Source organism: Actinacidiphila rubida, assembly GCF_900110255.1.
Classification (GTDB): domain Bacteria; phylum Actinomycetota; class Actinomycetes; order Streptomycetales; family Streptomycetaceae; genus Actinacidiphila; species Actinacidiphila rubida.
Map to the genome: position 1 here is coordinate 42258 of NZ_FODD01000012.1, position 25196 is coordinate 67453.

The following is a 25196-nucleotide window of genomic DNA, read 5'->3' on the forward strand; positions in this document are numbered from 1 at the left end:
TGCATTCCGGTCCATCTGCGGCATCACGTGTGAATATCATGGGACGCACCAAGCATGATCGCCAAGGGCGTTCGTGGTCCCCGGCCTGCGGAAGGTGCGGGGATCCTTCGAGCTGCTTCCGGCGCAGGGGGTCGAAGCACAGGGGGGTGGGTCGGGTGACCGGCGAGAACGCAGTCGGCTTCGGGGCGCTGCTCAGGCAGTTGCGTCTGGAGGCGTCGCTGACGATCGAGGCGCTGGCCGAGTCGTCGGGAGTCAGTGGCCGCGGGATCGGGGACCTGGAGCGGGGACGCCGGGCGACTCCGCAGAGAGGAACGGTCGCCGCGCTGGCGAACGGACTGAACCTGCGTGAGGCGGAGCGCGAACAGCTCCTGGCCGCGGCCCGGATCGGCCGCAACCCCCGCCAGGCTCCCGCCGACGTGCGCGCCTTCCCGCGCGGCATCGACGACTTCGTCGGCCGGGAACACGAACGCACCCGACTGGCCGAGTTGGCCGAGCAGGCATCCCTCGGACGCTCGCAGGTGGTCGCGGTGTCCGGGCCTCCTGGCAGCGGGAAGACCACCCTGGCCCTGCACGCCGCCCGTGAGTTGGCGGATCGTTTCCCCGACGGCCAGCTGGTCCTCGATCTGGGGGGCATGGACGACGAGCCGCGCGCGCCGGCCGAGTTGATGCTGCGGGTGCTCAAGGCGGTCGGGGTGTCCGACCGGGACCTCAGCAAGGCCGGCCCGCAAGGTCACCCGGAGCTCTACCGGCAGGCGCTGGCCGGGCGTCGGTGTCTGCTGGTGCTGGACAACGCGCGTGACGAGGCCCAGGTCCGCCCTCTCCTGCCGGGCTCCGGTGCGGGGATGGTCCTGATCACCAGCCGGCGGATGCTCACCGGTCTGGAGGACGTCGAGCGCCTGCCCATCGGCGAGCTCTCCCCCACCGATGCCGCCGTCTTCCTGGCCAATGTGATCGGCAAGGACCGCGCGGACACGGATCGCGAGGCCGTTGCCGAGGTCGCCCTGCGCTGCGCGTACCTGCCGCTCGCCCTGCGTGTGGCGGGCAACTGGCTGGCGACGCGCACCGGTTGGACGGTACGCCGGCTGGCCGATCGTCTGGCCCTGCAGGAACGGCGTCTGGACACCCTGGCCGCCGGTGACATCCGCGTCTCGGCGGCCTTCGACCTGTCCTACCGGCAGCTCACCCCCGACGCCGCCCGGCTCTTCCGCCTCCTCGCTCTCGTCGACGGTCCGGATGTCAGCGTCGCGGGCAGTGCCCGACTCACCGGCCAGGAGCTCTTCGACGCCGAGGACACCCTCGAGGAGCTGGTCGAGACCGGGCTCCTGGGCTCTCACCAGGACCGGTACCGCCTGCACGACCTGCTGCGGCTGTACGCCCGCGAACGGCTGGGAGCCGAGGAGTCCGCGGAGGTGGCGGCGGCGGCCCGGTCCGCGCTGCATCGCTGGCTGCTGGAGACCGCGGTCGTGGCCGGCCGCTGGTTCGATCCCGACTTCGGTCCCCCACCGCCCACGTGGCAGGGGCTCGTCCCGCTGTCCACCGCGGACCAGGCCCGCGAATGGCTCCAGGCAGAGGGCGTCAACTGGCTTGCCGCCTATCGCTGCGCCGCACTCCAGGAGGACCACGCCGCCGTCGTGGAGGTCGCGGAGGCCCTCCACTGGTTCTCCGACCAGTGGATCTTCTGGGGACACTGGCCCGAGGTCTCCGCCACGGCCACCGACAGCGCCCACGCCCTCGACGATCCCCGTCTCGAAGCCACTCACCTGAACCTTCACGCCTGGGCCCTGCTGGTCTGCGAAGGCCGCCACCACGACAGCATGGAGCGGGCCGCCGCGGCACTCGAGGCAGCCCGGCGCGCCGGCGATCTCGCCCAGCAGGCCTGGGCCCACAGCTACACCGCCTGGGCCCTCAGCCACCTCGCCGACTACTCCGCGGCGGCACCGCACAACAGCGAAGCGGCCCGCCTGTTCGAGGCAGCGGGTGACCTGCCCGGGACCCTGCACGCCATGTGCAGCCACGCCGACACCCTGCTGCGGGCCGGACGTTACGAGGAGTCCATCGCCGAGCACCTCCGGACGCTCGCCTTTCTCGATCAGGCCGGGGACCGCATCGAACCGCACAGCGCCGCCTTCAACCGCACCAACGTGCAGACGTCGATCGGCCAAGCCCACACCCTCCTCAAGAACTGGGAGGAGGCCGCCGAGCACCTGCGCACCGCGGTGAGCCTCGCCCACGCGGGCGCCAATCCCGGGCTCGAGAGCCGCGCGCTGATCCATCTCGCCGAGGCCCTGCTCGGCGGCGGGCACCGGGAGCAGGCCCACGAGGTCTACTCCCAATGCCTCGCCCTCGGGAACGCCGCCAACCCCCAGCATCTGGCGACGGCCCGCGAACGCCTGGCCGAACTCGATCACCGGTGAGTCACGGCGCCTCCTGCAGCGTGAAGTCACCGGGAGTCGACCGCCCCTTGACGAGCTTCACCTGAGTGGTCTGCGACGCGTAGCCGTCCATCGACACGGTCACGTCGAGCGGGCCACCACGGGCGTCGAGCCACAGCGAGAACGTGCCGTCGTCACCGGTCGTCACGGTATGGCTCGACTCCTTGCCGACGAGCTGAACCGTGGCCCCGGCCAAGGGTGTCACGCCGCCGGCCCCGTCGGCACCGAGCACGGTGCCGACGTATCTGCCCCAGCCCTCGGGCGGTTTGACGGTCATCGTCACCGGGATCGGGGCGACATGGTAGGGCGTGTCGGTGGTCACGCCCAACTGCGCCGGATAGTCGCCGGGTTGAGTGACGTCGGAGACCGTGGCATCCAGGGAGACGGTCACCGTGGTGCTGGCCCCCGGGCGGAGTGTCGCCTGCTGTCGCTGGAGACCGAGCCAGGACACGTCGTCCGTACGGTCGCCCTGGTCGTATCCGGGCAGCACGTCCACGGTGCTCGCCGGCATCTGGAGATCGGAAGGAGTGCGTCTGCCTCCGACGACGTAGAACCCGGGAGCCGCACCCCCGCGATAGATCGAGGTCGGGGCGTTGGGCAGGGCCGTCCAGGTGCTGGTTCGGGGATCGTAGGCGAAGCTCCTGCTGGTGACGCCGGACGCGGTCCTGCCGCCGATGGTGAGCAGCCGGCCGTTCGCCGCCGTGTGCCCCGCTCCCCACAGCGCGACGGGCATGTCGGCGATCCGCGACCAGCTGTCGGTCACCGGGTCGTACGCGTACGAGTGCTTCGTGATACCGCTGTCCGTCAGGCCGCCGGCGCAGTAGAGCATGTCGGCGATCTCACCGCAGGAGGTCCAGGAGATGGGTTCGGGGTACGAGGCCATCGTCGACCACTTGTCGGTGCGCGGGTCGTACGCGTACACGTCCCTGTTGACACAGGAGGTCTTGGTGCAACCGCCGACGACGAAGAGCCTGCCGTCCACAACGGCGCTTCCGGAGGACGCGTAGGGCTTGGGTGAGGGCGCTCCTGTGGTCCAGGTGTCGGTGGCCGGGTCGTAGATCTCCAGCTTCGCATCGGGTTCGTAGTCGGTGGCGTGCCCGCCCACGACATAGAACCTGCCACCGATGAATCCCCCGGCGGCTGAGTCGCGTGCGTCGGCTGCCGAGGCCAGTTGCGACCAGGTGTCGCTTCCGGCGTCGTAGGTGTACAGGCTGGAAGTGTAGGAGGAGCCGTCGAAGCCGGAGGCGGAGTAGAGCCGCCCGCCGTCCGCGGCGACCACGTTGTCCATGATGGGCGTCGGCAGGTCCGCCACCGGCTGCCAGGCGTCACCGACCACGGGTGTTCCGCCGGCATCGGGGTTGCTGAGCTGTTCGGTGACGGTGAAGGTGGCGGGAGCCGTGCCCGTGTTCCTCACCGTCAGTTTCTTCGTGCCTGTGCCGTCCCAGGCCACGGTCTTGTCCACGGCTGCGGACTCGACGGTGATCCTTCCCGCCTCGAGGGCGCGGTCGATCCGGGTCACCCCGTCCGGCGCCACGCGCGCCGTGCCGGTCCCGGAGGCGAACTTGCTCTTGGTCACCGTGAAGGACTGTTTGCCGCGAGCGTCGGTGAACAGCCAGTAGAAGCCGTCGTCCAGCTGCGGATCGCTCGGAGTGGCCACCGTCACGCCGGTCTGCCCGGGGTGGTCGTCGTTGCCGACGGTCGCGTCCAGGACGCCGGCGCCGGTGTTGGCGTCGGTGACGACACCGGCCACCAGCCCGCCGCTCTGCGGAGTGACGGGGTGGTCACCGACGAAGAGGTTGTCCAGTTCCCACCAGAGGCTGTGGGAACCGATGAAGCGGAACCGCACTTGGACGGTTTTGGCTCCGTCGTAGGCGGCGATCGGAATGTCGATGTGTCCGGTCTGCGTGGCCGTGAACGCCCGCAGATTGGTCCAGGTGGCGCCGCCGTCGGTCGTGATGTCGACCGCGCCGCTCTGCCCGGGGGTGTGGAAGTAGTTCGTGTCGAAGGAGATCCGGGGCCTGGTGTAGCCGCTGAAGTCGTAGACCGGGCTGACCAGTGACGAGTCCTGCCGGCTGCCCGCGGCGGCGAAGTAGTAGCTGTCGGCTATCGCGAAGCCCCCGCTGCCACCGGTGGTGTTCAACCGGTGTCCAAGGTCCGAGAACGCCCAGCCTCCGGTGGTGCCTGCCGCGTTGACGACGCTCCAGCCGTCGGGCGGGGAGTCCGTCGCATCGAACGGTTCGGTGCGTCCGACGGTCCCCACGTCGTAGCCCGCGACGGTGTCCTTCTCGGGGTCCACGGGCAGGGCGACGTCGACCGCGCCTGTCGAGGAGGCGACGGTGACGTCCTTGGTGACCGTCTGGTAGCCGGGGTACTGGGCGACGACCTTCAGCGTGTAGTCATGGTCTTCCGGCAGTGTCAGCGTGTAGGTGCCGGTGTAGGGGTTCGTGAAGACCGGCGCGCCGGGCACGTCCTGGGCGGTGACCGACGCGTAGAGCGGATACCCGTGGCCGGATCCGTCGGTGACCTTGCCGGTGATGGTCCGTGACGGGGCGGTGTCCAGCGAGAGGTCCTGGGCGATCGCGTCGTGGTCGGCGACGGTGACCGCCTGGACGGTCCTGGTGCGATAGCCGTAGGCGGAGGCGCGCAGATCGTAGCTGCCGGGCGGGAGCGTCAGCGAGTAGTGCCCGCGGGAGTTCACGGTGACCTGATAGCCGTCGGCGCTCACGGTGGCCCCGGTCAGGGGAGCCCCGGCGGAGTCCGTGACGGTGCCGCTCACCGTGCCGTTCGGGTAACTGCGGAAGGCGGCCAGACCGTTGGGGGTGCCGAGACCCGTCGGCCCGTCGTAACCAGCCGCCGCGGTGCACAGGTAGGACGGCGAACACGTGGCGGTGACACCGCTGGTCACGTCGTTGAGGGCGGACGGCTTGAAGTACGGGTAGGAGTTCGCATAAGTGCCGGCGGCGGGAGCGCCGGCGTCGGCGTACACACCCGTGATGAGGGGAGCGCCGACGCTGGTGCCGGCCATCGTCGCCCAGCCGTAGCCTCCGTACGTCTGGTAGATCGCCACACCGGGGGTGGCGTCGGCGACCGCGGACACGTCCACCACGGATCGCCCGTCGCAGCCGGTGTCCGTCTGGAAACCGGGTTTGGGCTCGTACGCCGAACATCCCGACCCGGTCGCGTACCACGCCGACTCGGTCCAGCCGCGCGAGTTCGTCGTGCTCCGGGTGAGCGTCGTACCGCCGACGGCGGTGACGTACGGGGATGCGGCCGGGTAGCTCACGCCGTACCCGAAGTCGCCGGACGAGGCCACCATCACGACACCGGGACGGTTGAAGTGGGTGTCGAACTCGGTGGACTCCGCCGGGTCCTCACCGCTGCCGGGCGCCCCGCGGTAGTCGCTTCCGTAGGAGTTGGAGACGTACTGCGCTCCCTGGGCGACGGCCTGGTCGACGGCGGCGAACATGTCCTCGAAGAGGGTGCTGTCCGCTTCCACCAGCAGGATGTGTGCGGCGGGCGCGGAAGCCGAGACCATGTCCATGTCGAGGGACGCCTCGCCGGCCCAACCGGCCTCGGGTTCGGGGTAGTCGGTGCCGCCCCGCTGGTCGATCTTGCGGAAGCAGCCGTTGGCGGTCGTGCACGCGGGCAGACCGTACTGCGCACGGTAGACGGCCAGATCGGCCTCCGCCGTCGGATCGTCGTTGGCCACCACGATGGCGACGGTCCGGCCGTCGCCCCCGTCCGCCGGGAGGTTGTACGCGCTCTGCAGATCCGCTGCACCGTATCCGTCGGGTGGTGCGGCGGCCGACAGCACTCCCTGGCGGCTGACGGGTTGGTTGCGCCGCAGGGCGAAACACCCGACCCTGCCGGGCTGCGGCACCTGGCACAACGGCTCGACCGACGCGCCGCTGGGCGGCGCCTCGGCGGCCGGCGCGGCCGTGCCGCCGCTGGTCTCCGCCGCCACCGCCACGGCGGGAGGCAGGCCGGCGAGCACCACCGTCACCACCATCGAGGCGGCCGCCGCCAGACGCAGGCGCGCCGGCCGAACTCTCTCAGTGAACAGCCTGGATATTCGCAACGTGCGACTCCTGTGCGCTTGTGCCTGGGACCCGCTCCGGGAACAGCCGGTCGAGGGCGAACTCACGTTCGCCAGGGACGTTCTTGCAGACGCGACGATGAAACGTCAAGTAACGATTTTTGTCGGCATGTTGTAGGGCATGCGCCATCGAACCGGCGGTCGGGGGTCCGGTGACGGCGCGGAAGGGTTCCACGTCCGCCCGGACCGAAGCCTAGGAGTCGGGACCCGGCGCGTGCGCCTGTCCGTGCACCGACTCTGTTCTGTCCGTGCACGGATCCGTCGGCACGGGGCCGAGTGCTTCCCTGGGCAAGGCGCTGTGCGTTCGCCGACGCCTGCCTCGAACACCAGAACCCTAGATTCCGCCTGAGCGACGTCGCCGGGCTGGTCCGGCGTCCGCGTCCTCGCCCCGCGCGCATGCCCCTGAGGCAGCGCGTCCCCGTTCCGCCGATCTCCGAGGAGACGAGCATGAAGGTTCTCACCCAACCACTTCTCCGGGTCTGGGCATGGCAGAAGCACGCCGCATGCCGAGGGATGGACAGCTCCGTGTTCTTCTCGCCCGTCAGCGAAAGGGGCCGGGCCCGGCGACGCCGGGAGGAGGCGGCACGGTCCATCTGCCGCGCGTGCCCCGTGAGCGGTCCCTGCGGCCGCTTCGCCCGTGCGTCACGGCAGGAGTACGGCGTCTGGGGCGGCTCCACGGAGAGTGAGCGGCGTTCCGCGGGCCCTGCCGCCGACCACCCCTGATCCCGGGGAGCCGGACCACTCAGCCGCCGGCGTTCCTCCGTGCCATGAGCAGGGGAATCGCGCGAAGGTCGTCCAGCGTGAGAACGACGCCTGCCAGGGCGCAGGCGGCCCGCATGCCGAGCAGGCTGTCGACCTCGCCGGGGCCGAGGTCCTCCCAGTCCGCGATTCCGGCGGACTCGAACGCGGCAGCCAGCTCGGCGGGCATGCGCGGAAGCCGTTCCTCCAGGCGGAGATCGTCGATGACGACCTCCTCGACCCGCTCGCCGTCCACGGCGTAGTGGAGGCTGGCATGGCCGTTCATGGAGGACATCGTGGAGACCGCCGTCCGCCCCGCGCCGGAGAGTATCTCCGCGGCGCCGTCGAAGGTGAACCCCAGATCGTCGTAGACGAAGGTCCATGGACCGACGCGTCCGGCCAGCAGCGTGGCGGCGTCTCCCGTGCCGCCGCCGAACGCCGCGCCCGGCAGTGAGGTGTACCGGTTCGGCTTGCTGTCGGGCAGCACGCACGGCCGGATCGAACCGGCCTCGGCGCCAAGGGCCAGCAGGGCCTGGACGGGTTCGACGTTGTGCGCGAAATGCAGGCTGTGGTGTGGATCTTCGCAGGCCAGGCCGCGTATCCACACCGGCAGTCCGTCCGGATCGAGCGTGTTCCGCGGAAATCCAGGCGTGACCATCGGTGACCTCCTCTCACGTCGACGGCGATCCTTGGCGGGCCCCCGATCCCCGTCAAGGTCCGGCATCAGGATCTGCCCGAAAGCGCCATGCCGGTGCCTGGGAGGGACGCTCCGGCCCGGGGCACGACGGCACGTTCCACGCCGGGCGGGGCCGGCGCCCGGGCCGGCGCGCCCGAGTGCCGGAACACCAGGTCAGAGGGCGTCACGAGAATTCTTCCTGCACTTCTTCCTGGTACGGCGCGTGAAGCTGCGATGTGCTGGCACTGCTCGCTGTGAGCCCTCGGGCCGCTCTGATCGTCGACCGGTCAGGCGGCCGGAGATCGCCCGCGCTGGACGGCCGCGTCGGCTGCACGTCCGCATGACCTCATCAGGGAGTTGCCGTGTCCGTGGTTCTGTCCACTGCTCCTCTGTCCGCGTCGGAGAGAGCGGACTCCTGGCAGGATGCCGTGTCGCGCGCGTTGGTCCCGCTGGATGTCGTCCTCCACGAGGACGCGTCGGCCGCGGGGACGATCGTCAGCCGTCAGGTGGGCTTCATGCGGGTCACCACCGTCACGGCCGGGCCGCAGACGGTCACCCGAAGTCCCCGGACGATCGCGAAGGGCGGCAAGGAGACGCTGGCCCTCACGCTCCTGCACCGAGGGATCGCCGAGCGTTCGCAGGACGGCCGGAACGCCGTCGTGCACCCCGGGCAGTTCTCGCTCTCGGATTCCCGGCGCCCTTTCAGCGAGTCGCTGCGACAGGCGTTCAGCCTCACGTCGTTCCAGTTCCCCCGGTCCGCGCTCGGCGTGACCGACCTCGAACTCCAGGCGGTGACGGCCACGTCCTTCGGCGAGGACGAGGCACTCTCCGCGCTCCTCGCCGGACACCTGAAGCGCCTTGACAGGAGCGCGGGTTCGGTCCCCGCCGCACAGGCCGACAGGCTCGCCACGGTCACCTGCGACCTGCTGGCCTGCCTGATCCAGGAAAGACAGGGGCGGATGACTCCCCAGGAGCCCGCGGCGGTCCAGGCGATGCTCCTTCGGGTCAAGGAGTACATCCTGCGGCACCTCGCGGATCCGGGCCTGTCCCTTGCCGCGATCGCCTCCGCTCACCACATGTCCCTCCGGTACCTGCACAAGCTCTTCGAGTCCGAAGGCGTCACCGCGGCGCGGTGGATCCAGCAACAGCGCCTGGAGTGCTGCCGGAAGGAGCTCGCACGGCCGACGTCCCACGCCCCGACCGTGGCGATGGTGGCCCAGAGCTGGGGCTTCGCCAACTCCTCCCATTTCAGTCGTGTCTTCAGACACGCCTACGGAATCTCCCCGCGGGAGTACCAGGCGGCCGCGCGCGGACGTCTGGGGTGACGGAGGTGGGAGGCGTGAGTGGGGTGAGTGCGGTGCAGGTGCCGAGGGACGCGATCGCGGTGCGAGACGTGAAAGAGGGCATGCACCGTGCGCCCGCCGAACCGGCCGACGACGTCGCCTCGATGGCGGTGCTGTCCTCCGGACAGGAACGGGGCCACTGGCGCCGGGCCCTGCACCACACGCTCGGGGCCGTCGAGGTCGCCGGCCCCTGCGGCCGGTACCCGGGAGCCGTCCGGACCTTCCGGCTGGGCCACGTGAAGGTCGCCACCATCGAAGGGGGTGCGATGCGCCTGCGGCGGGCTCAGCCACCTGCCACCGGGGACGACGGCCTCCTGGTCGTCATGGTGATGGTCAGCGGGGCCGCCGTGGTCGAGCAGGACGGCCGGAGCGTTTCCCTCCAGCCCGGCGACCTGGTCCTGTACGACACGTCCCGGCCCGTGTCGCTCGGGTTTCCCGACCCGTTCTGCGTCAAGTTGCTCGTCGTGCCACGCCGGCTCATCGGTCTGCGCGACGAGCAGTTGCGACGGATCCTCACGACGGCGATCCGTCCCGACACGACCGTGAGCTCGATGGCTGCCGGCTTTCTCGTCCACCTCGTCGACGCGGCGGCGAACTGCCCCGCGCCCACGGCGGTCCCGCTGGCCAGCAGCGCCATCGACCTTCTGAGTCTGCTGCTGGCCGAGGAGTTGGGGAACCTGAGACAACCGACGTCGGCGAACCTCGACCGCCTGCCGGCGATCAAGGAGTTCATCGAACGGCACATCAACGACCCGGATCTCACACCGCAGACGGTGGCCCACGCCAACTCGATCTCCGTGCGGTACCTGCACAAACTGTTCCAGGCCGACGGCGACACTCCCGGTCAGTGGATTCAGCGGTGCCGGCTCCAGAAATGCCGGGGTGAACTGGCCGGGCTGCACGCCACGAAACGTTCCATCGCCGGAGTGGCCCGCCAGTGGGGATTCACCAGCGCGTCCCACTTCAGCCGGGCGTTCCGGTCCCTCTACGGGATCACCCCCGCCGAGTGGCGGGACACCGGCGTCAAGGCCCTCGCGACCCGCTGCCCCGGGCCCTGAGCCGGGCCCGGCCGGCATCGCGGTGGGGCATGGCGTCCCTCAGGGGCGCGCCCTACCCGATCAATGCCCTTTCCGGCGCGCCGGCCGCCCGGACACGACGTGGCCAGGTGTCACAGGACCGGGCGCATGTCTGTCAATGAGGGAAATGCCCACATTTCCCCTGTGGCGCCTTCCCGTCACCCACCCCGAGGACGAGAGTTCCATGATCAGCAACGACACGATGCCGCTGAGCGACCACTCGAACCCGCGCCGGCCGCTCGAGTCGGCGATCGCCCTGGTCGACGACCAGGGCACCGTCGTCGCGTGGACGGACGCCGCTGAGCGGCTCGTGGGATACGCGGCCGGGGATGTGGTGGGGCGGTCCGCGGGCGTGGTCCTGCCCCTCACCGAGGACGTGCCCACGGTGGCGGCGTTCGTGGAACAGTGCCACCCCCAGAGCGGCTGGTCCGGCCTCACGCAGGTGCGTCGTCGCGACGGGCTCACCCTGAACGTCAACCTGCGGGTGTCGATGGTGTCGGGACAGGACGGAGCGGTGCGATGGCTGGTGTCCGTGAACGACGTCAGCGGCCACCCGTCCGAAGCGGCGCTCGGCTCGATTCGGGAGTCGCTGCTGACCCGCGCCCCGATCGGGGTGGTCGTGCGGGACACGGACCTGCGCTGCGCCTGGGTGAACGAGACGATGGCGGGCCACGACGGCGTCTCCCGTGACACCCGGCTCGGGTGTCGATTCACCGAGGCGCTTCCGGGTTCGAAATCCGAGGCTCTCGAAGCGGTCATGCGGCAGGTCCTGCTGAGCGGCACGACCAAGGTCCATCAGTACCGGATGTGGCCGGCCACGAGCCCTCGCCGGGACCACACCTTCGCTGCTTCGTTCTTCTGCCTGCAAGGCGCCGACGGGCGGCCGCTGGGGATGTGCACGATCAACGCCGATCTGACCGAGAGCCGGCGGGCGCAGGAGCGGCTCGCGGTCCTCAGCGAGGCCGGCGCGCGCCTCGGCAGCACGCTGGACGTGATGCAGACCAGCCAGGAGCTGGCCGACCTCGCCGTACCGCTGCTCGCCGACTACGCCGCGGTCGACCTGGAGCAGTCGGTTCCGTGCGGTCAGGAGCCGCCCGCACGCATCGGTTCGGACCGCGGGCACCCACCGGTCTTCCGCCGTGCAGGTCTGGCTTCCATCCATCGGGAGGTCCCGGAATCCCCGTGGGCGCGAGGCGATTCGATCGCCGTGCAGTCCCTCTCCCCGTTCACGGAGGTTCTGCGGACCGGAAGGTCACACCTGGAACCCATTCTGGACACCGCGCCCGGCACGTGGATCGATCACGACGGGACGCGGGCGCGGAAGATCCGGGAGAACGGCATCCACTCGCTCATGGTGGTGCCCATCCGGGCCCGGCGCACCGTGCTGGGTGTGGCCGTGTTCGTCCGCACCGAGAACTCCCTGCCCTTCCAGGAACTCGATCTGCTTCTCGCGGAGGAGCTCGCCGACCGGGCGGCGCTCTCGCTGGCCAACGCCCGTCGGTACACCCGGGAACGCAGCGCCGCGCTGACGCTCCAACGCGCCCTCCTCCCCCATCGTCTGGGGGGCGGCGCGGCGGTCGAGACGGCATCGCGGTACCTGCCCGCCGACATGGACAGCGGCGTCGGGGGCGACTGGTTCGACGTGATCTCGCTGTCCGGCGCCCGAGTGGCCATGGTCGTCGGCGACGTGGTCGGACACGGCATCACCGCCGCCGCGACGATGGGCAGGCTCCGCACAGCCGTGCACACGCTCGCCGACACGGAGTTGGCACCCGACGACCTGCTCACCCACCTCGACGACACCGTTCAGCGGCTGGCCGAGGAGGAGGCCGACGACACGGCCGAGACCCCCGCGGTGGTGGGTGCGACCTGCCTGTACGCCGTCTACGACCCCGTCACCCGCCGGTGCACGATGGCGCGGGCCGGCCACCCGCCGCCGGCGGTGATCAACCCGCAAGGCCATGTGGTCTTCCCCGACATCCCTTCCGGAGCCCCGCTCGGCCTCGGTCTGGGCGTGCCGTTCGAGTCGGTGGAACTGGAACTGCCCGAGGGCAGCCTGCTGGCCCTCTACACCGACGGCCTGGTGGAGACCCGCGACGCCGACATCTCCACGGGCATGGACCGCCTGGGCAGTGCTCTCGCCGAACCGGACCGCGACCTCGAGGACCTCTGCACCCGCGCGATCGAGTTCTCCGCGGAGCGGGCACCCTGCGACGACGCCACCCTGCTCCTGGTCCGGACCCGTTCTCTCGACCCGGCTCGGGTCGCCTCCTGGACGTTGCCGAACTCCGAGACCGCCGCCCGCGACGCCCGCGAGGTGACCGCCTCGCAGTTGGCCGACTGGGGCGTCGAGGACCTCGCGGAGTCCACCCGGCTGATCGTCAGTGAACTGGTCACCAACGCCGTCCGCCACAGCAGGGACCCGATCGGCCTGCGCCTGATCCAGCACCAGGTCCTGACCTGCGAGGTGTTCGACACGGACACGTGCCCGCCACGCCAGCAGCACGCGCTCACCGTCGACGAGCACGGCCGCGGGCTGTTCCTGGTGGCCCAGTTGGCTCGTCGATGGGGCTCCCGGACCGTCGCGGGCGGCAAGGTCGTGTGGGCCGAGGAGGAACTGGCTCACACGCCCTCCCCGGCAGGTGCGCCCGGGCACCGAGGAAACCGGTGACGCACGGGCTCCTGGCCCGATCTCCTTTCGCGGAATCAGTGGGCCGCACTGTCACAACAGCGGCACCGACCCTGTCGTAGGAAATGACACGGTTTCCCGGCCAAGCGCCTCGTGCGACGCGGGCACGTGTCCCGATCCCCATGCCCTGACAGGGAGTCCGTCATGAGCGACCCTTCTCCGCCGGTGACCTCGTCCGCCCCTGCTTTCGTGGGCCGGACGGCGGTGGTTCTCGGCGGTATGTACCGCCTTCGCACGGCGGAATCGCCACTGCACGGCCCGCGGATCCAGCTGCTGGCCTCAGGCGCGGCCGTCCACGACGTGCTGGGCGCCCAGAGGGTTCTCGGATCGGACTGGGGGGTCCATGCCGACGTCTGGTCCGTCGCCTCGTGGACGGATCTGCACCGGGACGCTCTGGACGCGGACCGGGCGCGGCGACGCGGTGAGGACCGCATCCCGTGTGTCACGGCAAGGCTTTCCGGCACGCAGGGCCCCGTCCTGGCGGTCAGCGAAGGGAAGCGGCAGGTACTCGATCGCCTCGGGCCATGGGTCGAGCAGGACTACGCCACGCTGGGGTCGGACGGCACTGCATGGCCGGGCACCTGCGAGGGCCTCCCCGGTGAGGTCCGTGTGGACGTCGGGACGATCGTGGTGACGGCTCTGCACCGGCTGAGGCGGCTCGGCGCGGTCGACCCCGAGACCGTCGTCAACTCCCGTGTCCGGTACGGCTGGCGGGCCTGAGACGCCGGCCGGCCGTCTCGGCTTCCGCCCGGTGACTCACGACCCCGCGCGGGAGCGCACGTTCCGCGTGTCACACATGGGCCGGCTTCCCGGTCCTTTCATTACCGGCCGGCCAGGAGTCCGAGGCAAAGGACCACAGCATGTCAGGCGTCACCACCGCGGTAGTCGGACTTCCTTGTGAAGCCCCTTCCTCCGAAGGGTGCGGGCCGCACGGCTCGGTACGGATCTTCCCGGGCCACCCGGCCCGCCTGCCCGATCTCTGTGTCAGACCAGCCGCCCGCTGGTGACGACGCCCCAGCACGAGAGGAGTCACGCCGTGGCCAAGCAGGACCAGTTGCCCGATCTGTCCGTCGAGAAGGACTTCGACGGACCGTCGTTCTCTCCGATCTACACGACCACGGTGACCGTCGAGGGCGGGGCAGTGGCGCACGGTCGCGCGTCGGGGCGCGCCCGCTCGGCCGACGGCGTCCTGGACATCAGCCTCGAAATGCCCGCCGAACTGGGAGGAGGAGGCGCGGGGACGAATCCGGAGCAGCTGTTCGCCGCCGGCTTCGCTGCCTGCTTCCACGGAGCGCTGAGCCTCCTGGCGCGGCGCTCTGCCCTCGATCCCGGCGCCATCACCGTGGACGCGACCGTGGTGTTCGGCCGGGATCCTGGGGACGGTGGGTACCAGCTGCGCGTCGCCCTGGAGGTCATATGGCCCGGCGTCGATCAGGGAGTCGCCGATCCCCTTCTGGAGAAGGCCTTCTCCCTGTGCCCCTACGCGAGGATGGCGGTACGGGGAACTCCCGTCACCGTCGCGCTCGCCTCGCGGCGGGTGCCGTCCACGGACGCCGGGTGACGGGGAGGGGCGCCGGGGAACGGGGAGGGGCGCCGGACGCGGCGTCTGCGGCGCCCCCTGGGGCCGGCTCACACTCCTCACGTGCGGGGCGTGTGCTCGGTGGGGTCGTCCCGCCGTCCCGCCGTCCGGACAGCGGGACGGCGGGACGAACGGCGAGGGGCCCCGGCCCGCGGCCGGAGGGTCACTCCGCGAGCTTGCCCACGGTCGAGACCTCGCGCATCAGCGGGGCGATCTCGTCCGGGACGGCCGGAATGCTCTCGCGGGTGATGCCCGTCGTCGGGGACCACACCATGTTGACCCGCAGGGCGGGGTCGAGTTCGGGGTGGTCGCTGCGGTTGTGGCAGCCGCGGGTCTCCCTGCGCTCCAGGGCCGCCTCGAGCGTGGCGCGGGCCGCCAGCGCGGCGGACTTGAGATCGAACGCGTGCGCGAGGTCCTGGAAACCGGCGATGTCGGGGTGGACGCCGACCTCCCGCATCCGCTCCTCGATCGCGGCGAGCTCCGCGAGGCCCGCCAGCAGCCCCTTCTCGTCGCGGACGACACCCGCGTGCTCGGTCATGGTGTCGCGGATGGCCCGTTGCAGGGCGCGCACGTTCTCCGGCCCGTCCGAGGCGAGCAGATCGTCGATCTCGGCCCGGGCGTCCGCGACGGCGGTCGCCGACCGCGTCTGCGCCGCCAGGCCCCTGGAGTAGGCCGCTGCCGCCTGGCCGGTGAGGCGCCCGAAGACCAGCAACTCGATGAGGCTGTTGCCGCCGAGGCGATTGGCCCCGTGCAGCCCGCTCGACGCCTCTCCGATGGCGTAGAGGCCGCGCACGTCCGTGCTGTGGTCCTCGGGCCGGACCCACACTCCGCCCATCGAGTAGTGCGCGGTGGGCGCGATCTCGATGGGATCGCGGGTGATGTCCAGCATCTGGAGGTCCAGCAGCGTCTGGTAGACCCGCGGAAGCCGCTCCATGATCGTCTGCCGGGACAGGTGGGACACGTCCAGCCAGACCCCGCCGTGCGGGGTTCCCCGGCCTTCCTTGATCTCCGTGTAGGCGGCCAGCGCCACGCGGTCACGCGTGGACAGCTCCATGCGCTCCGGGTCGTAGCGCGTCATGAAGCGCTCGCCGAGCGCGTTGCGCAGGACGCCCCCTTCGCCTCGTGCGGCTTCGCTGACCAGGGTGCCGGCCGCGTTCTCCGGTTCGAGGATGCCCGAGGGGTGGAACTGGACGAGTTCGGGGTCGCGCAGGCGGGCGCCTGCCTCCACGGCGAGCCGGAAGGAGTCACCGGTGTTCTCGTCGCGGCGGGAGGAGGTCCGCCGCCAGATCCGGGTGTGGCCGCCCGCGGCCAGGATGACGGCGTCGGCGTGGATCAGGTAGCGCGTCCCGTGGGTGAGGTCGAAGCCGTAGGCCCCGAAGACCGCGCCGTCGTCCGTCAGAAGCCGGGTGATGTACACACCGTCGAGAACGGGGATGCTGAGCTGGTCCGCCCGCCGGATCAGCGTGCGCTGGATCTCCAGGCCGGTGTAGTCGCCGGCGAAGGCGGTACGGCGGAAGGTGTGCGCACCGAAGAAGCGCTGGGAGATCCGGCCGTCCGCCTCCCTGGCGAACGCCATGCCGAACCGTTCGAGGTCGTCGATGCCCCGCGCCGCCCCCTGGGTGACGATCTCCACCGTCCGCGGATCGGCGAGCAGATAGCTCTCCTTGAGCGTGTCCGCCGCGTGCTGCTGCCAGCTGTCCTCGGGGTCCATCGTGGCCAGAGCGGCGTTGATACCGCCGGCTGCCAGCGCCGTGTGCGCGTCCTCCTTGGGCCGCTTGCCGACCGCCAGGACGTCGACACCGCTCTCGGCCAGTTCGATGGCAGCGCGCAGCCCCGCACCACCGGTGCCGATCACCAGCACCGTGGTGGAAAGTTGCCGTTCGGTGATTGTCACCATTCCACTCCGATCGTATGGTCACTCACGACTACGACCGGTGGCACCCGGAATCTGTGACACGGATCCGCGCGTGGCGGGCGTCATTTCCCATGCCCCTCGGAGATCTCCCGGTATTCACGGGGGGTGACTTTCGGGACCTGGGCGCTGTCACCGTGGAAAACGCGGCTGATCCGGGCCCGTAGTCGCAGCACCCCGCTCGTCCTGTGCGTCGGGTCGACATCGATCGGCCGATACTGCTCGTGGGATGTCAGAAGGTGCAGTTGCTTCTGGGAGAGGGTCTCGTGCACGTCGATGAACTCGCCGTGCGGGAGACGCCTGAGGACACCCGTCTCACGACCGTGCAGCACCTTTTCACGGTCCTGACGCTGCAGACCGAGGGCGCATCGCTTGGCCACGGTGTAGGCCACCGCGGGCACGGCGAACAGGCCGACCCGCACGGCCCACGTGACGGCGTTCACCGAGAGGTGGAGATGAGTGGCGAGGAGATCGTTCCCGGCGCCGGCCAGCGCCACCAGATACACGCTGATCCAGGCCGCACCGATGCCCACCCGCACCGGCCTGTTGCGCGGCCGGTCGAGGAGGTGGTGCTCGGTGTCGTCATCGGTCACCCACGACTCGATGAAGGGATAGGCGCCCAGGAACGCGAAGAAGACGACTCCGGCTCCCAGGGGGACCAGATTGTCGAGGGCCAGGGTGTGGCCCCACGCGGTGAGCTCCCAGCCCGGCATCACGCGGAGCAGTCCGTCGGCCACACCCATGTACCAGTCGGGCTGCGATCCCGCGGACACCTGGTCGGCGCGGTAGGGGCCGTACAGCCAGACCGGGTTGATCTGGGCGATCGACGCGACGAGGAAGATCACACCGGAGGTGAGGAAGAACAGGCCGACCGCCTTCACGGCGTACGTCCTGAACGGCAGCCCGACGACGTTCCCGTTCTCCCGGCCGGGTCCCGGGTACTGCGCGGGCTTGTGGCGCACGGCCAGCACGAGGTGGACGGCGATGATGCCCACCATGAGCGCGGGGATCAGCAGAACATGGATGATGTCGAACCGCGCGATGACGTCTCCGCCGGGAAACTCTCCCCCGAACAGCAGCATCGACAGGTACGTGCCGACGACGGGGACGGAGAGGAGCGTCCCGTGGACGATCATCAGGCCGGTGCCGGACAGCAGGTCGTCCGGCAGGTCGTAGCCGGTGAGGCCGGCGAACATTCCCAGGACCAGCAGCGCGAATCCCAGCAGCCAGTTGAGTTCACGCGGTTTGCGGAAAGCGCCGGTGAAGAAGACCCGCATCAGGTGGGCGAGGATGCTGGCGATGAATACGAGGGCGGCCCAGTGATGGGCCTGCCGCACGAGCAGGCCGCCGCGCACCTCGAACGATATGTGCATCGTCGAGTTGAAGGCTTCCGAAACGTGCTGCCCCTGCAACGGCCGGTAGCTGCCGTGGTATTCCACCTGGCTCGTCGACGGGTGGAAGTACAGTGCGAGATAGGTGCCGGTGATGACGAGGACGACGAAGCTGTAGAGGCTGATCTCTCCGAGAACGAAGGACCAGTGGCTCGGAAACGCCTTTCGCATCGCTTTTCTGGCGACGCCCCGCGTACCGAGCCGGTCCTCGGCCCAACGGGCCGCCCACTCGCCTCCGGAGGGGCGTCGCGAATTGGCTGTCCGGCGTCCGATGCTCATTGTCTCGACCATCCATATTCATCGTCGGCGCCACGGCTGGTGCCGAACTACGACCCGAGGTCCTCACGTATCCGCAGGGCCCGGCGCTCGTTCTCCGTCGTCCCGCCCCAGACCCCCTCCACGCGCCCGGCACCGACTGCCCAGGCCAGGCACTCCTGGGCCACGGGGCAGCGCCCGCACAGGGCCTTCGCCTCGGCGATCTGCACGAGGGACATGCCGCTGGATCCGATCGGGAAGAAGACATCCGGGTCCTGGTCCCGGCACGCCGCCCTCAGACGCCAGTTCATGGTGGGATCTCCTTGCTTCACGTTCAGGTGCTGGCGGGCGCGGTGCCGAGCGGCACCAGGCTCACCGCACGTTCACGGCCGGTTCCGGGCACAGGAGCGGAAGGCCTGGTCCGTCCGGCCCGTACGGGCAGTCGTGGTCCGGGGCGAGCAGGGTTTCGAGCGCCGACACGTCCCCGGTCCTGGCCGCGCAGGTGAACGCGTCCAGCAGCCGCCGGTGTTCGGTCGCGTCGACGGTTTCCCGTCTCTCGTCCGACAGGTGCTTCCGCGCACGGCTGACGATCTGTCTCACGTTGACCAGGCTGAGTTCGAGGATTTCGGCGATCTGGGGGTAGGGGTAGTCGAAGGCCTCGCGAAGGACGTAGGCGGCGCGCTCCGTCGGGTTGAGCCGCTCCAGCAGCAGCAGGAGGGCCAGTTCCACGTCCTGTGCCTGCTCCGCCCCCAACTGCGGGTCGGCACTGGTGTCCACCGGCTCGGGCAGCCACGGACCGACGTAGGTCTCCCGTCGCACGCGTGCGGACTGGGCGACGTTGATGGCCAAGCGGGTCGTGGCGCTGGAGAGGAAGGCGGCGGGGCTGATCACAGCGGAGCGGTCGGTCTTCTGCCAGCGCAGCCAGACCTCCTGGACCACGTCCTCCGCTTCCACGGCACTCCCGAGCACGCGGTACGCAATGCCGAAGAGGCACGGCCGCAGCTGCACGAACACGGCGACTGCCTCATCGATGCTGCTGGGCTCGGGGTCCGGCTCTGGGTACATGGTCCTGCTGTCTCCGTTCCTCTGGTGGCACCGGCCGGTCGTGCACCACGTGACCCCCACGTGGTGCGTCCAGGTCCGGGAACCGGCTCAGAAGCCGCGCGCGATCGGCCGAGGTGGTGTCGGACCCCGGCTGCGCGCCGCATGGCATGGTTCTTTCGGAAGGCGCGATCACTCGGTCACAGCGTTTTCCGGTCACATCCGTTGTAATGACCGAGGCACGGCCCACTGTGTGACACTCATGGAGCAACGTTGTCGGCCACGGTGCCCAGGGCGGGCTCTTCGCCCCTGGGGACGCCCGTACACGCGGGTCCCGGGCGCTTCCACCAGCTCAGTGGCCGCTGGGGGGCCTGTTCCAGGTGCGCAGCTTGTCGGGGTTGAGCGTGACCCAGATCCTGGTCACGCGGCCGGCGAGGACGTCGAAGCTGATGACCGCGGCGACCGTGCGGTCGTAGCGTGCCACCAGCCCGGTCCGGCCGTTGACGGACTGAGCGACGAGAGTGGTGCGTCCGCGGGGGCCCATCAGGGCCACCAGGCTGCGGGCGACCGGTTCGCCTCCGTGCACCGGTCTCACCAGGGCACGGACCTTGCCCCCGCCGTCGAAGAACGCCGTGGAGTCGCGTGCCAGAACGGACGCGAGCAGTTCGGCGTCCTGCGTGAGGCAGGCGAGCCGGACGGCGCGGACGATCGCATCGTGCTCCGACGCGCTGGGACGTCGCCGCTGCGCCAGCATGCGCCGGCGGACGCGGTCCCCGAGCTCGCCCCATTCGGGACGGCTGCGCGCGACCGGCTCGGCCCCCGGGACCGACGGCTTCCGGGACACCGCGTCGGGCAGGAACACCGCCCGCTCCGCGGGGGACAGCGAGTCCAGGGTGGTCTGCATCACCTGGCTGACCTGCTGCTCGACCGTGCCGCAACCTGCCTGCGACGTACCCGCGTCCTCCGCCGCCGGGACGGTGGCCCCGCTCCGGCCGCCCCCCGCCAGCCTCCCCAGACAGATCCGGCCCGCGACCCGCGCCAACCACGAGCGGGGCGCGCCGATGTCGCGGCGGGCCACGTCGGACAGGTCGTACCACTCGCGGTAGGTCTCGTCGAGGACGCTCTCCGACTCGCGGCTGCTGCCCAGCATCCAGCGGGCGACCTCCAGCAGGTGCCGCCGCTCGTCGAGCAGTTCTTCCAGGGCCGGCGTGTCAGTGGGGTTCATCAGCCGTCCTCCCTCACGTCTTCGGGCTCGTCTGCCGAAGCCACGTGTGACGCGTGGACATCCGCGGCACACCTCCTGCTGTCGGCCCCGCCGGCACGAGGGAAGCGCGCCGTCGGCGGCTTCGGCCGCGGGCCCTCCTTGTCCGTCGGGTCGAGACCTTGACCGGGCAGTCGAGGATGTTGTGACAGCGGGTCCGCCGACGCTGTGGTGGCAGAAGGTCCGCGAACCGCGGTGCCGAGGCCGCGGGCCTCTCCCTGCGACACCCTCGGCGCCCTCGACGCCCTCGGCGCCGACCTGTCACAGCTCCCGTGCGCATCCGGTCAGAGCAGATGTGACAGGCCCAGGACTTTTCCCCCCAGAGGAGGACAGGGAATGTGCAGCCCGTTCGACAAGCGCGTCAACGCGCTGGCGGCATACGCATCACTGGCAGCCGAGGCCGGCGTGCTCGCGGCACGCTGGCGCACGCTGCAGGCCGACCTCGCCTCGGTCGACGCACGCATCACGGCCGTGTCCGAGGCGCTCCGCCGACTGCACCACGACGGGGCCGAGTCAGGGCACTCGGAGGGCGACGTTCCCTGACCCTCTCGGCCCGACGACCGGCGTCAGCCCTGGAGGATGTCGGGCACGGTCGCCGGCTTCCCCGTGGATCCTGCCTATGATGTGCTGTTGTGCCACTTTGAGCGTGCAACGCATCGCATCCGCTGAGCCAGCGCGGCAGCGGCAAGGTCCCAGGAGGAGAGGGCACATGATCCCGGCAACGCACTCGGCGCACAGCATCGAGACCACTGCGGAGAGTCTCCGGGACGAACTGGGCCGCCTGGAGGTCCAGAAGCAGGCGCTGGAGAGGGAACTGGCCGCGGTCGTGGCCCACCTGGGTTCGGTCCGGCAGGCCCTCGGCGCCCTCCAGGTGCTCATGGCGGAGAACCGGCCGGCGGCGTCACACGAAACGGCCCCTGCGGGGCATGGGGAACACGTCGACACCACGGGGACCGCGCCGCCCCGACCTCGCCGTGAGGCGACTACGCCACCTCCCCCGTCGGCGCCCGTCGCGGACGACGGGCACGGCCAGTACGGCAGCATCACCGACCAGATCCTCGAGTACTTCGTCGGCATCGGCGACGCCGACGTACGCGCCCGCGATGTCGCCGCGGCGCTGGGACGCGACACCGGGAACGGCAGCATCAACGCGGTGCGGAGCACGCTGGACCGCCTGGTCGGCGCGTCGCGCCTTCAGCGAACCGGCCGCGGCCTCTACCACGCGAACAACTCGTAGGTCACACCGAGGTGCTCCAGCCCAGGTGCAGGACGGCCACGTCGTCGCCCACGGCGGTACGCCAGGCAAGACGCAGGTGGACCGCCGATGCCGCCTCGTCCGCACCGTGTCCGGACACGTCACCGATGATCGCGTGCACGGTCGAGTCCTCACCCTGCACCATGTCGTGGAAGTCGCCGCTCAACAGCGCGTGGGCGCGGCCGGGTTCGTAGTGCGCTGCGGCCCCGAAGGCCTCACCCCCGAGCACGGGAGCCGGCAGCAGGCCCCGTTCCGGGGAGAACCTCTCGTCGAACAGAGGAGTGCCGGCCGGCTCCTGTACGGCGGTTCGCATCACGGACGCTCCCGCCGGGGACGGCTGGTGGGGAAGTCGCAGAGGCTCTGGAATTCGACACGTCTCGGACTCGGCACCAGTCGCGGCGCCGCATCCTGGAGCCACCGCCCGAGGCGTTCCTCACACTGTCTCGTCACGCGAGACTGGCACGGTGGCACACGCATCCTGATGAGGCGGCTGTAGCATGGTGGGGTTGGAGGGAACGACCATGCATGCCGACCATGACACTGCTTCGCTCGAGCAGGCGACGGAGGATTTCTCCTCGGCGCGCTCACAGCTCTTCGGGATCGCGTACCGGATCCTCGGCAGCGTCGCGGAGGCCGAGGACATCGTCCAGGACGCGTGGCTCCGATGGCAGAAGACCGACCGTGCCGACATCCGCGAGCCGGCCGCCTTCCTGGCGACCATGACGACGCGTCTGGCGATCAACACGGCGCAGTCCGCGCGCGTGCGGCGTGAGACGTACATCGGCCCCTGGCTGCCGGAACCCGTCGACACCAGCCTGGACCCCCAACTGGGAGCCGAACGGGCCGAGGCGCTGGAGATGGCCGTTCTCTTCCTCCTGGAGAAGCTGAATCCCGTGGAGCGTGCCGCCTACGTTCTGCGCCAGGCATTCGACTATCCGTACAAGCAGATCGCCGACATCCTCGACTCCAGCGAGGCGAACGCGCGGCAGCTGGTCAGCAGGGCCCGCAAGCACCTCGCGGCCGAGCACCGGGAGCCCGCCACCCCCGCCGCCCACCGACGGCTGCTGGAGGTGTTCCTCGAAGCCGCGAAGACCGGCAACATGCCGGTTCTCGAGGACGTCCTCGCCGAGGACGCCGTCAGCTACACGGACGGGAACGGGGCGCGCAACGCGGCGAAGTCCCCGGTCTTCGGCAGCGAGTCCATCGCCGGGTTCCTGGCCGCCTTCGCACCGCGCTTCTGGCCCGGGACGGAGACCCGGTGGATCGAGGCCAACGGCCGGCCGGCCGCCCTCGTGTCCTCCCACGGAAAGCCCGTCGTCCTGCTGTCCGTCGAGGTCTCGGAACGCGGTATCGAGCGTGCCATGTGGATCATGAACCCGGACAAGCTCTCGCGTCTCGCGACGTCCTGAGCGTCCGAAGAGGCTGAGGATGAGCGAGCCCACGAGCCCGGCGGCCCACGCCGCACACGACATCGAGGCCACCGCCGAGAACCTCCGGGAGGAGCTGGTCCGCCTGGGGATCCAGAAGCAGGCGCTGGAGAGGGAGCTGGCCGCGGTCGCGGCCCACCTGGGCTCCGTGCGGCAGACCCTCGACGCCCTGCGTGACCTGGTGCCCGCGACACCGTCACCGCCTTCACGTGGCACGGCTGCCGAGCCCGCGCCGGGGCGGCAGCCGGCCGGGGCGCCCGCCGCCGCGGCGGACCGCGCCGAGGCCCACGCGCGGCGGACGTACGGCAGGCTCACGGAACAGATCATGGAGTACTTCGCGGGCGCGGGCACGGCCGACCTGCGCGCCCGGGACGTCGCCGCGGCACTCGGGCGGGACTCCGACAGCGGGAGCATCAACGCCGTCCGCAGCACGCTGGACCGCCTCGTCGGTGCGGCACGCCTTCGACGCACCGGCCGCGGCCTCTACCGCGCCAACCCCTCCTAGGAGCGGGCGGGCGCTACCGGTCTCCTGGGAGCGGACGGTACCGGTCCTGGGCGCGGGCGCTACCGGCTCGCGCCGGCCGGCTCGTCGCTGCCGTGCGGGTCGCCCCGCGACACGAAAGCCTCCCGGGGGTGCTGCACCGAGGCCAGCGACACGACGTCCCTGCCGTAGAGCGCGGCGGTCAGCCAGACCGCGAGGACCCGGATCTTCCGCTCCCAGGTCGGTATCGCGAGCACGTGGTAGCCGCGGTGCATGAGCCAGGCCGGCAGGCCCTTGATGACGATGCCGTGGTACTGGAAGATGCCGCGCCCCATACCGAGGGTGGCGACCACTCCCAGGCTGTGGTGCACGTAGTTCTTCGGCTTCCGCCCCCGCAGGCTCGCCACGATGTTCTTCGCCAGTCGCTTGCCCTGCCGGACGGCGTGCTGGGCGTTCGGCACCGTGTAGACCCCGGGGTGTCCCGCCGCGAGGTCGGGGACGGCGGCGTCGTCGCCCGCCGCCCACACGTCGGGCACCACCTCCGCGTCCGTGCCCACGCGGAGGTCGGGCCGGACGACCACCAGGCCACGTTCGTTGACCGGGAGGTCGGTGTGGTTGTGCACGATGGGATTCGACGCGTTGCCGGCCGCCCAGACGAGCAGTCCGGAGGCGAACTCCGTTCCGCTCGAGAGCACGACGTGGCCGTCCTCCGCGGAAACCAGCTGGGAGTTGAGATGGACCGTCGCTCCCCGCTTCTCCAGTGACCTGACCACCCACCGGCCGGGCTTGTCGGTCACCTCGGGCAGGATGCGGTCGCGTGCCTCCACCAGATGGAATTCCACATCCCGCGAGGTGATCTCGGGATAGTGCTTCAGGAGACCGTGGGCCAGGGACATCAGTTCACCGAAGCCCTCGACACCGGAGAACCCACCGCCGACGAACGTGACCGTGAGGAGTTTCCTGCGTTCCGGTCCGGGGGGGAGCCCGGCCGCCCGGTCGAAGGACGTGAGGAGACGGTCACGGATCGCGACGGCCTCCTCGACGTGTTTCAGGCCGAACGCCTCCTCGCTGATACCCGGTATGGGGAACGTGCGCGTGATGGCTCCGGCGGTCACCACGAGGACGTCGTACGAGAGGTCGTGGTCCGGACGGCCCTCCTGGCGGACGGTGACCTTCCGGGCGCTGTGCCGGATCTCCGTCACGCTTCCCGCGATCAGACGCGTACGGTGCAGGTGCCGCCGCAGCGACACGGCCGCATGGCGCGCCTCGATCGATCCGGCCAGGACCTCCGGCAGAAACGGTTGGTAGGTCATGTAGGGGCGCGGGTCCACGATGGTGACGCGTGCTTCGCCGCGGCGCAGCTTCTTCTCCAGGCGCCATGCGGTGTAGAAGCCCGCATAGCCGCCACCGACGATCAGGATCTCACGCACGGTGTCCTCTGTTCCTCGTATCGGATCTCTTCTGAGAGACAGACGGGCACCGCCGGTTGTGACAGCGCCGGCGGGCACGGTCGCGTCGACCCCGGCCGCGGGTCCCCGGCCCGC

18 protein-coding genes and 2 pseudogenes are annotated in these 25196 nt (G+C 70.5%); 11 read left to right on the forward strand and 9 right to left on the reverse strand.

Annotated elements, in window-relative coordinates:
- The first annotated feature begins 155 nt into the window (after positions 1–155).
- Positions 156–2414 carry an ATP-binding protein gene (locus BMW99_RS13945; protein ID WP_075016886.1) on the forward strand — a complete coding sequence of 753 codons (2259 nt, stop codon included), beginning with the start codon at positions 156–158 and terminating at the stop codon, positions 2412–2414.
- Between the two features lies 1 nt (position 2415).
- Here BMW99_RS13945 and BMW99_RS13950 read toward each other — a convergent pair whose 3' ends face one another.
- Complete coding sequence (locus tag BMW99_RS13950; RefSeq protein ID WP_079138475.1) at positions 2416–6510, reverse strand: Kelch repeat-containing protein; 4095 nt, start codon at positions 6508–6510, stop codon at positions 2416–2418.
- A 465-nt stretch (positions 6511–6975) separates the two neighbouring features.
- Here BMW99_RS13950 and BMW99_RS13955 point away from each other — a divergent pair, with 465 nt between their 5' ends.
- On the forward strand, positions 6976–7251 hold the full coding sequence (locus BMW99_RS13955; RefSeq protein ID WP_075016912.1) for a WhiB family transcriptional regulator: 276 nt from the start codon (positions 6976–6978) through the stop codon (positions 7249–7251).
- A gap of 19 nt (positions 7252–7270) precedes the next feature.
- Here the strand turns inward: BMW99_RS13955 and BMW99_RS13960 are convergent, their stop codons facing one another.
- The gene (locus tag BMW99_RS13960) at positions 7271–7924 is read right to left on the reverse strand and encodes a hypothetical protein (RefSeq protein WP_069463960.1); all 654 of its coding nucleotides are present in this window, start codon (positions 7922–7924) and stop codon (positions 7271–7273) included.
- A 380-nt stretch (positions 7925–8304) separates the two neighbouring features.
- Between BMW99_RS13960 and BMW99_RS13965 the strand changes: the two genes are divergently transcribed.
- The 5 genes from BMW99_RS13965 (at position 8305) to BMW99_RS13985 (ending at position 14611) form a co-directional block, all read left to right on the forward strand.
- A complete protein-coding gene (locus BMW99_RS13965; protein WP_069463961.1) occupies positions 8305–9267 on the forward strand; it encodes a helix-turn-helix domain-containing protein in 963 nt (320 codons plus the stop codon).
- Positions 9268–9281: 14 nt separating this feature from the next.
- Positions 9282–10343, forward strand: coding sequence for a helix-turn-helix domain-containing protein (locus BMW99_RS13970; RefSeq protein ID WP_141726169.1), 1062 nt, complete (start codon positions 9282–9284; stop codon positions 10341–10343).
- 145 nt (positions 10344–10488) lie between these two features.
- On the forward strand, positions 10489–13032 hold the full coding sequence (locus tag BMW99_RS13975; RefSeq protein WP_322899656.1) for a SpoIIE family protein phosphatase: 2544 nt from the start codon (positions 10489–10491) through the stop codon (positions 13030–13032).
- 162 nt (positions 13033–13194) lie between these two features.
- Positions 13195–13770, forward strand: coding sequence for a transketolase-like TK C-terminal-containing protein (locus BMW99_RS13980; protein ID WP_069463962.1), 576 nt, complete (start codon positions 13195–13197; stop codon positions 13768–13770).
- A gap of 316 nt (positions 13771–14086) precedes the next feature.
- Positions 14087–14611 carry an Ohr family peroxiredoxin gene (locus BMW99_RS13985; RefSeq protein ID WP_075016888.1) on the forward strand — a complete coding sequence of 175 codons (525 nt, stop codon included), beginning with the start codon at positions 14087–14089 and terminating at the stop codon, positions 14609–14611.
- A 181-nt stretch (positions 14612–14792) separates the two neighbouring features.
- On the opposite strand, the gene BMW99_RS13990 is transcribed toward BMW99_RS13985, so the two are convergent.
- The 5 genes and pseudogenes from BMW99_RS13990 to BMW99_RS14010 all read right to left on the reverse strand — a co-directional run bounded on the left by BMW99_RS13990 (position 14793) and on the right by BMW99_RS14010 (position 20453).
- A complete protein-coding gene (locus BMW99_RS13990) occupies positions 14793–16526 on the reverse strand; it encodes an L-aspartate oxidase (protein WP_069466117.1) in 1734 nt (577 codons plus the stop codon).
- Positions 16527–16606: 80 nt separating this feature from the next.
- A complete protein-coding gene (gene qcrB / locus BMW99_RS13995; RefSeq protein WP_456049149.1) occupies positions 16607–18205 on the reverse strand; it encodes a cytochrome bc1 complex cytochrome b subunit in 1599 nt (532 codons plus the stop codon).
- Positions 18206–18258: 53 nt separating this feature from the next.
- Complete coding sequence (locus BMW99_RS14000; protein ID WP_069466119.1) at positions 18259–18498, reverse strand: WhiB family transcriptional regulator; 240 nt, start codon at positions 18496–18498, stop codon at positions 18259–18261.
- A gap of 136 nt (positions 18499–18634) precedes the next feature.
- Positions 18635–19252 (reverse strand): annotated as a pseudogene (locus BMW99_RS14005) (sigma-70 family RNA polymerase sigma factor); the annotation flags it as partial.
- A 328-nt stretch (positions 19253–19580) separates the two neighbouring features.
- Entirely contained in the window at positions 19581–20453 is an 873-nt protein-coding gene (locus BMW99_RS14010; protein ID WP_075016889.1) for a sigma-70 family RNA polymerase sigma factor family protein, read from the reverse strand.
- 372 nt (positions 20454–20825) lie between these two features.
- On the opposite strand from BMW99_RS14010, the gene BMW99_RS14015 reads away from it, so the two are divergent.
- Together BMW99_RS14015 and BMW99_RS14020 are read left to right on the forward strand one after the other, a co-directional pair.
- Positions 20826–21032 carry a hypothetical protein gene (locus BMW99_RS14015; RefSeq protein ID WP_069463692.1) on the forward strand — a complete coding sequence of 69 codons (207 nt, stop codon included), beginning with the start codon at positions 20826–20828 and terminating at the stop codon, positions 21030–21032.
- Between the two features lie 166 nt (positions 21033–21198).
- Entirely contained in the window at positions 21199–21726 is a 528-nt protein-coding gene (locus BMW99_RS14020) for a hypothetical protein (RefSeq protein ID WP_069463691.1), read from the forward strand.
- A 49-nt stretch (positions 21727–21775) separates the two neighbouring features.
- On the opposite strand, the pseudogene BMW99_RS14025 reads toward BMW99_RS14020, so the two are convergent.
- Positions 21776–22003: pseudogene (locus BMW99_RS14025) on the reverse strand (fused response regulator/phosphatase); the annotation flags it as partial.
- A gap of 262 nt (positions 22004–22265) precedes the next feature.
- Between BMW99_RS14025 and BMW99_RS14030 the strand changes: the two are divergent.
- Both BMW99_RS14030 and BMW99_RS14035 read left to right on the forward strand, forming a co-directional pair.
- A complete protein-coding gene (locus BMW99_RS14030; RefSeq protein WP_069463689.1) occupies positions 22266–23153 on the forward strand; it encodes an RNA polymerase sigma-70 factor in 888 nt (295 codons plus the stop codon).
- Between the two features lie 19 nt (positions 23154–23172).
- Positions 23173–23676 (forward strand): hypothetical protein, encoded by a 504-nt coding sequence (locus BMW99_RS14035; RefSeq protein WP_069463688.1) that lies wholly within the window; start codon positions 23173–23175, stop codon positions 23674–23676.
- 59 nt (positions 23677–23735) lie between these two features.
- Here the strand turns inward: BMW99_RS14035 and BMW99_RS14040 are convergent, their stop codons facing one another.
- A complete protein-coding gene (locus BMW99_RS14040; protein WP_069463687.1) occupies positions 23736–25082 on the reverse strand; it encodes an NAD(P)/FAD-dependent oxidoreductase in 1347 nt (448 codons plus the stop codon).
- Between the last annotated feature and the right edge of the window lie 114 nt (positions 25083–25196).

Bases quoted from the DNA above. Each gene is read 5' to 3' on its own strand.
- BMW99_RS13955 (WP_075016912.1), top strand. From the start codon at position 6,976: ATGAAGGTTCTCACCCAACCACTTCTCCGGGTCTGGGCATGGCAGAAG.
- BMW99_RS13960 (WP_069463960.1), bottom strand. From the start codon at position 7,924: ATGGTCACGCCTGGATTTCCGCGGAACACGCTCGATCCGGACGGACTG.
- BMW99_RS13975 (WP_322899656.1), top strand. From the start codon at position 10,489: ATGCCCACATTTCCCCTGTGGCGCCTTCCCGTCACCCACCCCGAGGAC.
- BMW99_RS13980 (WP_069463962.1), top strand. From the start codon at position 13,195: ATGAGCGACCCTTCTCCGCCGGTGACCTCGTCCGCCCCTGCTTTCGTG.
- BMW99_RS13990 (WP_069466117.1), bottom strand. From the start codon at position 16,526: ATGGTGACAATCACCGAACGGCAACTTTCCACCACGGTGCTGGTGATC.
- BMW99_RS14000 (WP_069466119.1), bottom strand. From the start codon at position 18,498: ATGAACTGGCGTCTGAGGGCGGCGTGCCGGGACCAGGACCCGGATGTC.
- BMW99_RS14010 (WP_075016889.1), bottom strand. From the start codon at position 20,453: ATGAACCCCACTGACACGCCGGCCCTGGAAGAACTGCTCGACGAGCGG.
- BMW99_RS14015 (WP_069463692.1), top strand. From the start codon at position 20,826: ATGTGCAGCCCGTTCGACAAGCGCGTCAACGCGCTGGCGGCATACGCA.
- BMW99_RS14020 (WP_069463691.1), top strand. From the start codon at position 21,199: ATGATCCCGGCAACGCACTCGGCGCACAGCATCGAGACCACTGCGGAG.
- BMW99_RS14030 (WP_069463689.1), top strand. From the start codon at position 22,266: ATGCATGCCGACCATGACACTGCTTCGCTCGAGCAGGCGACGGAGGAT.
- BMW99_RS14035 (WP_069463688.1), top strand. From the start codon at position 23,173: ATGAGCGAGCCCACGAGCCCGGCGGCCCACGCCGCACACGACATCGAG.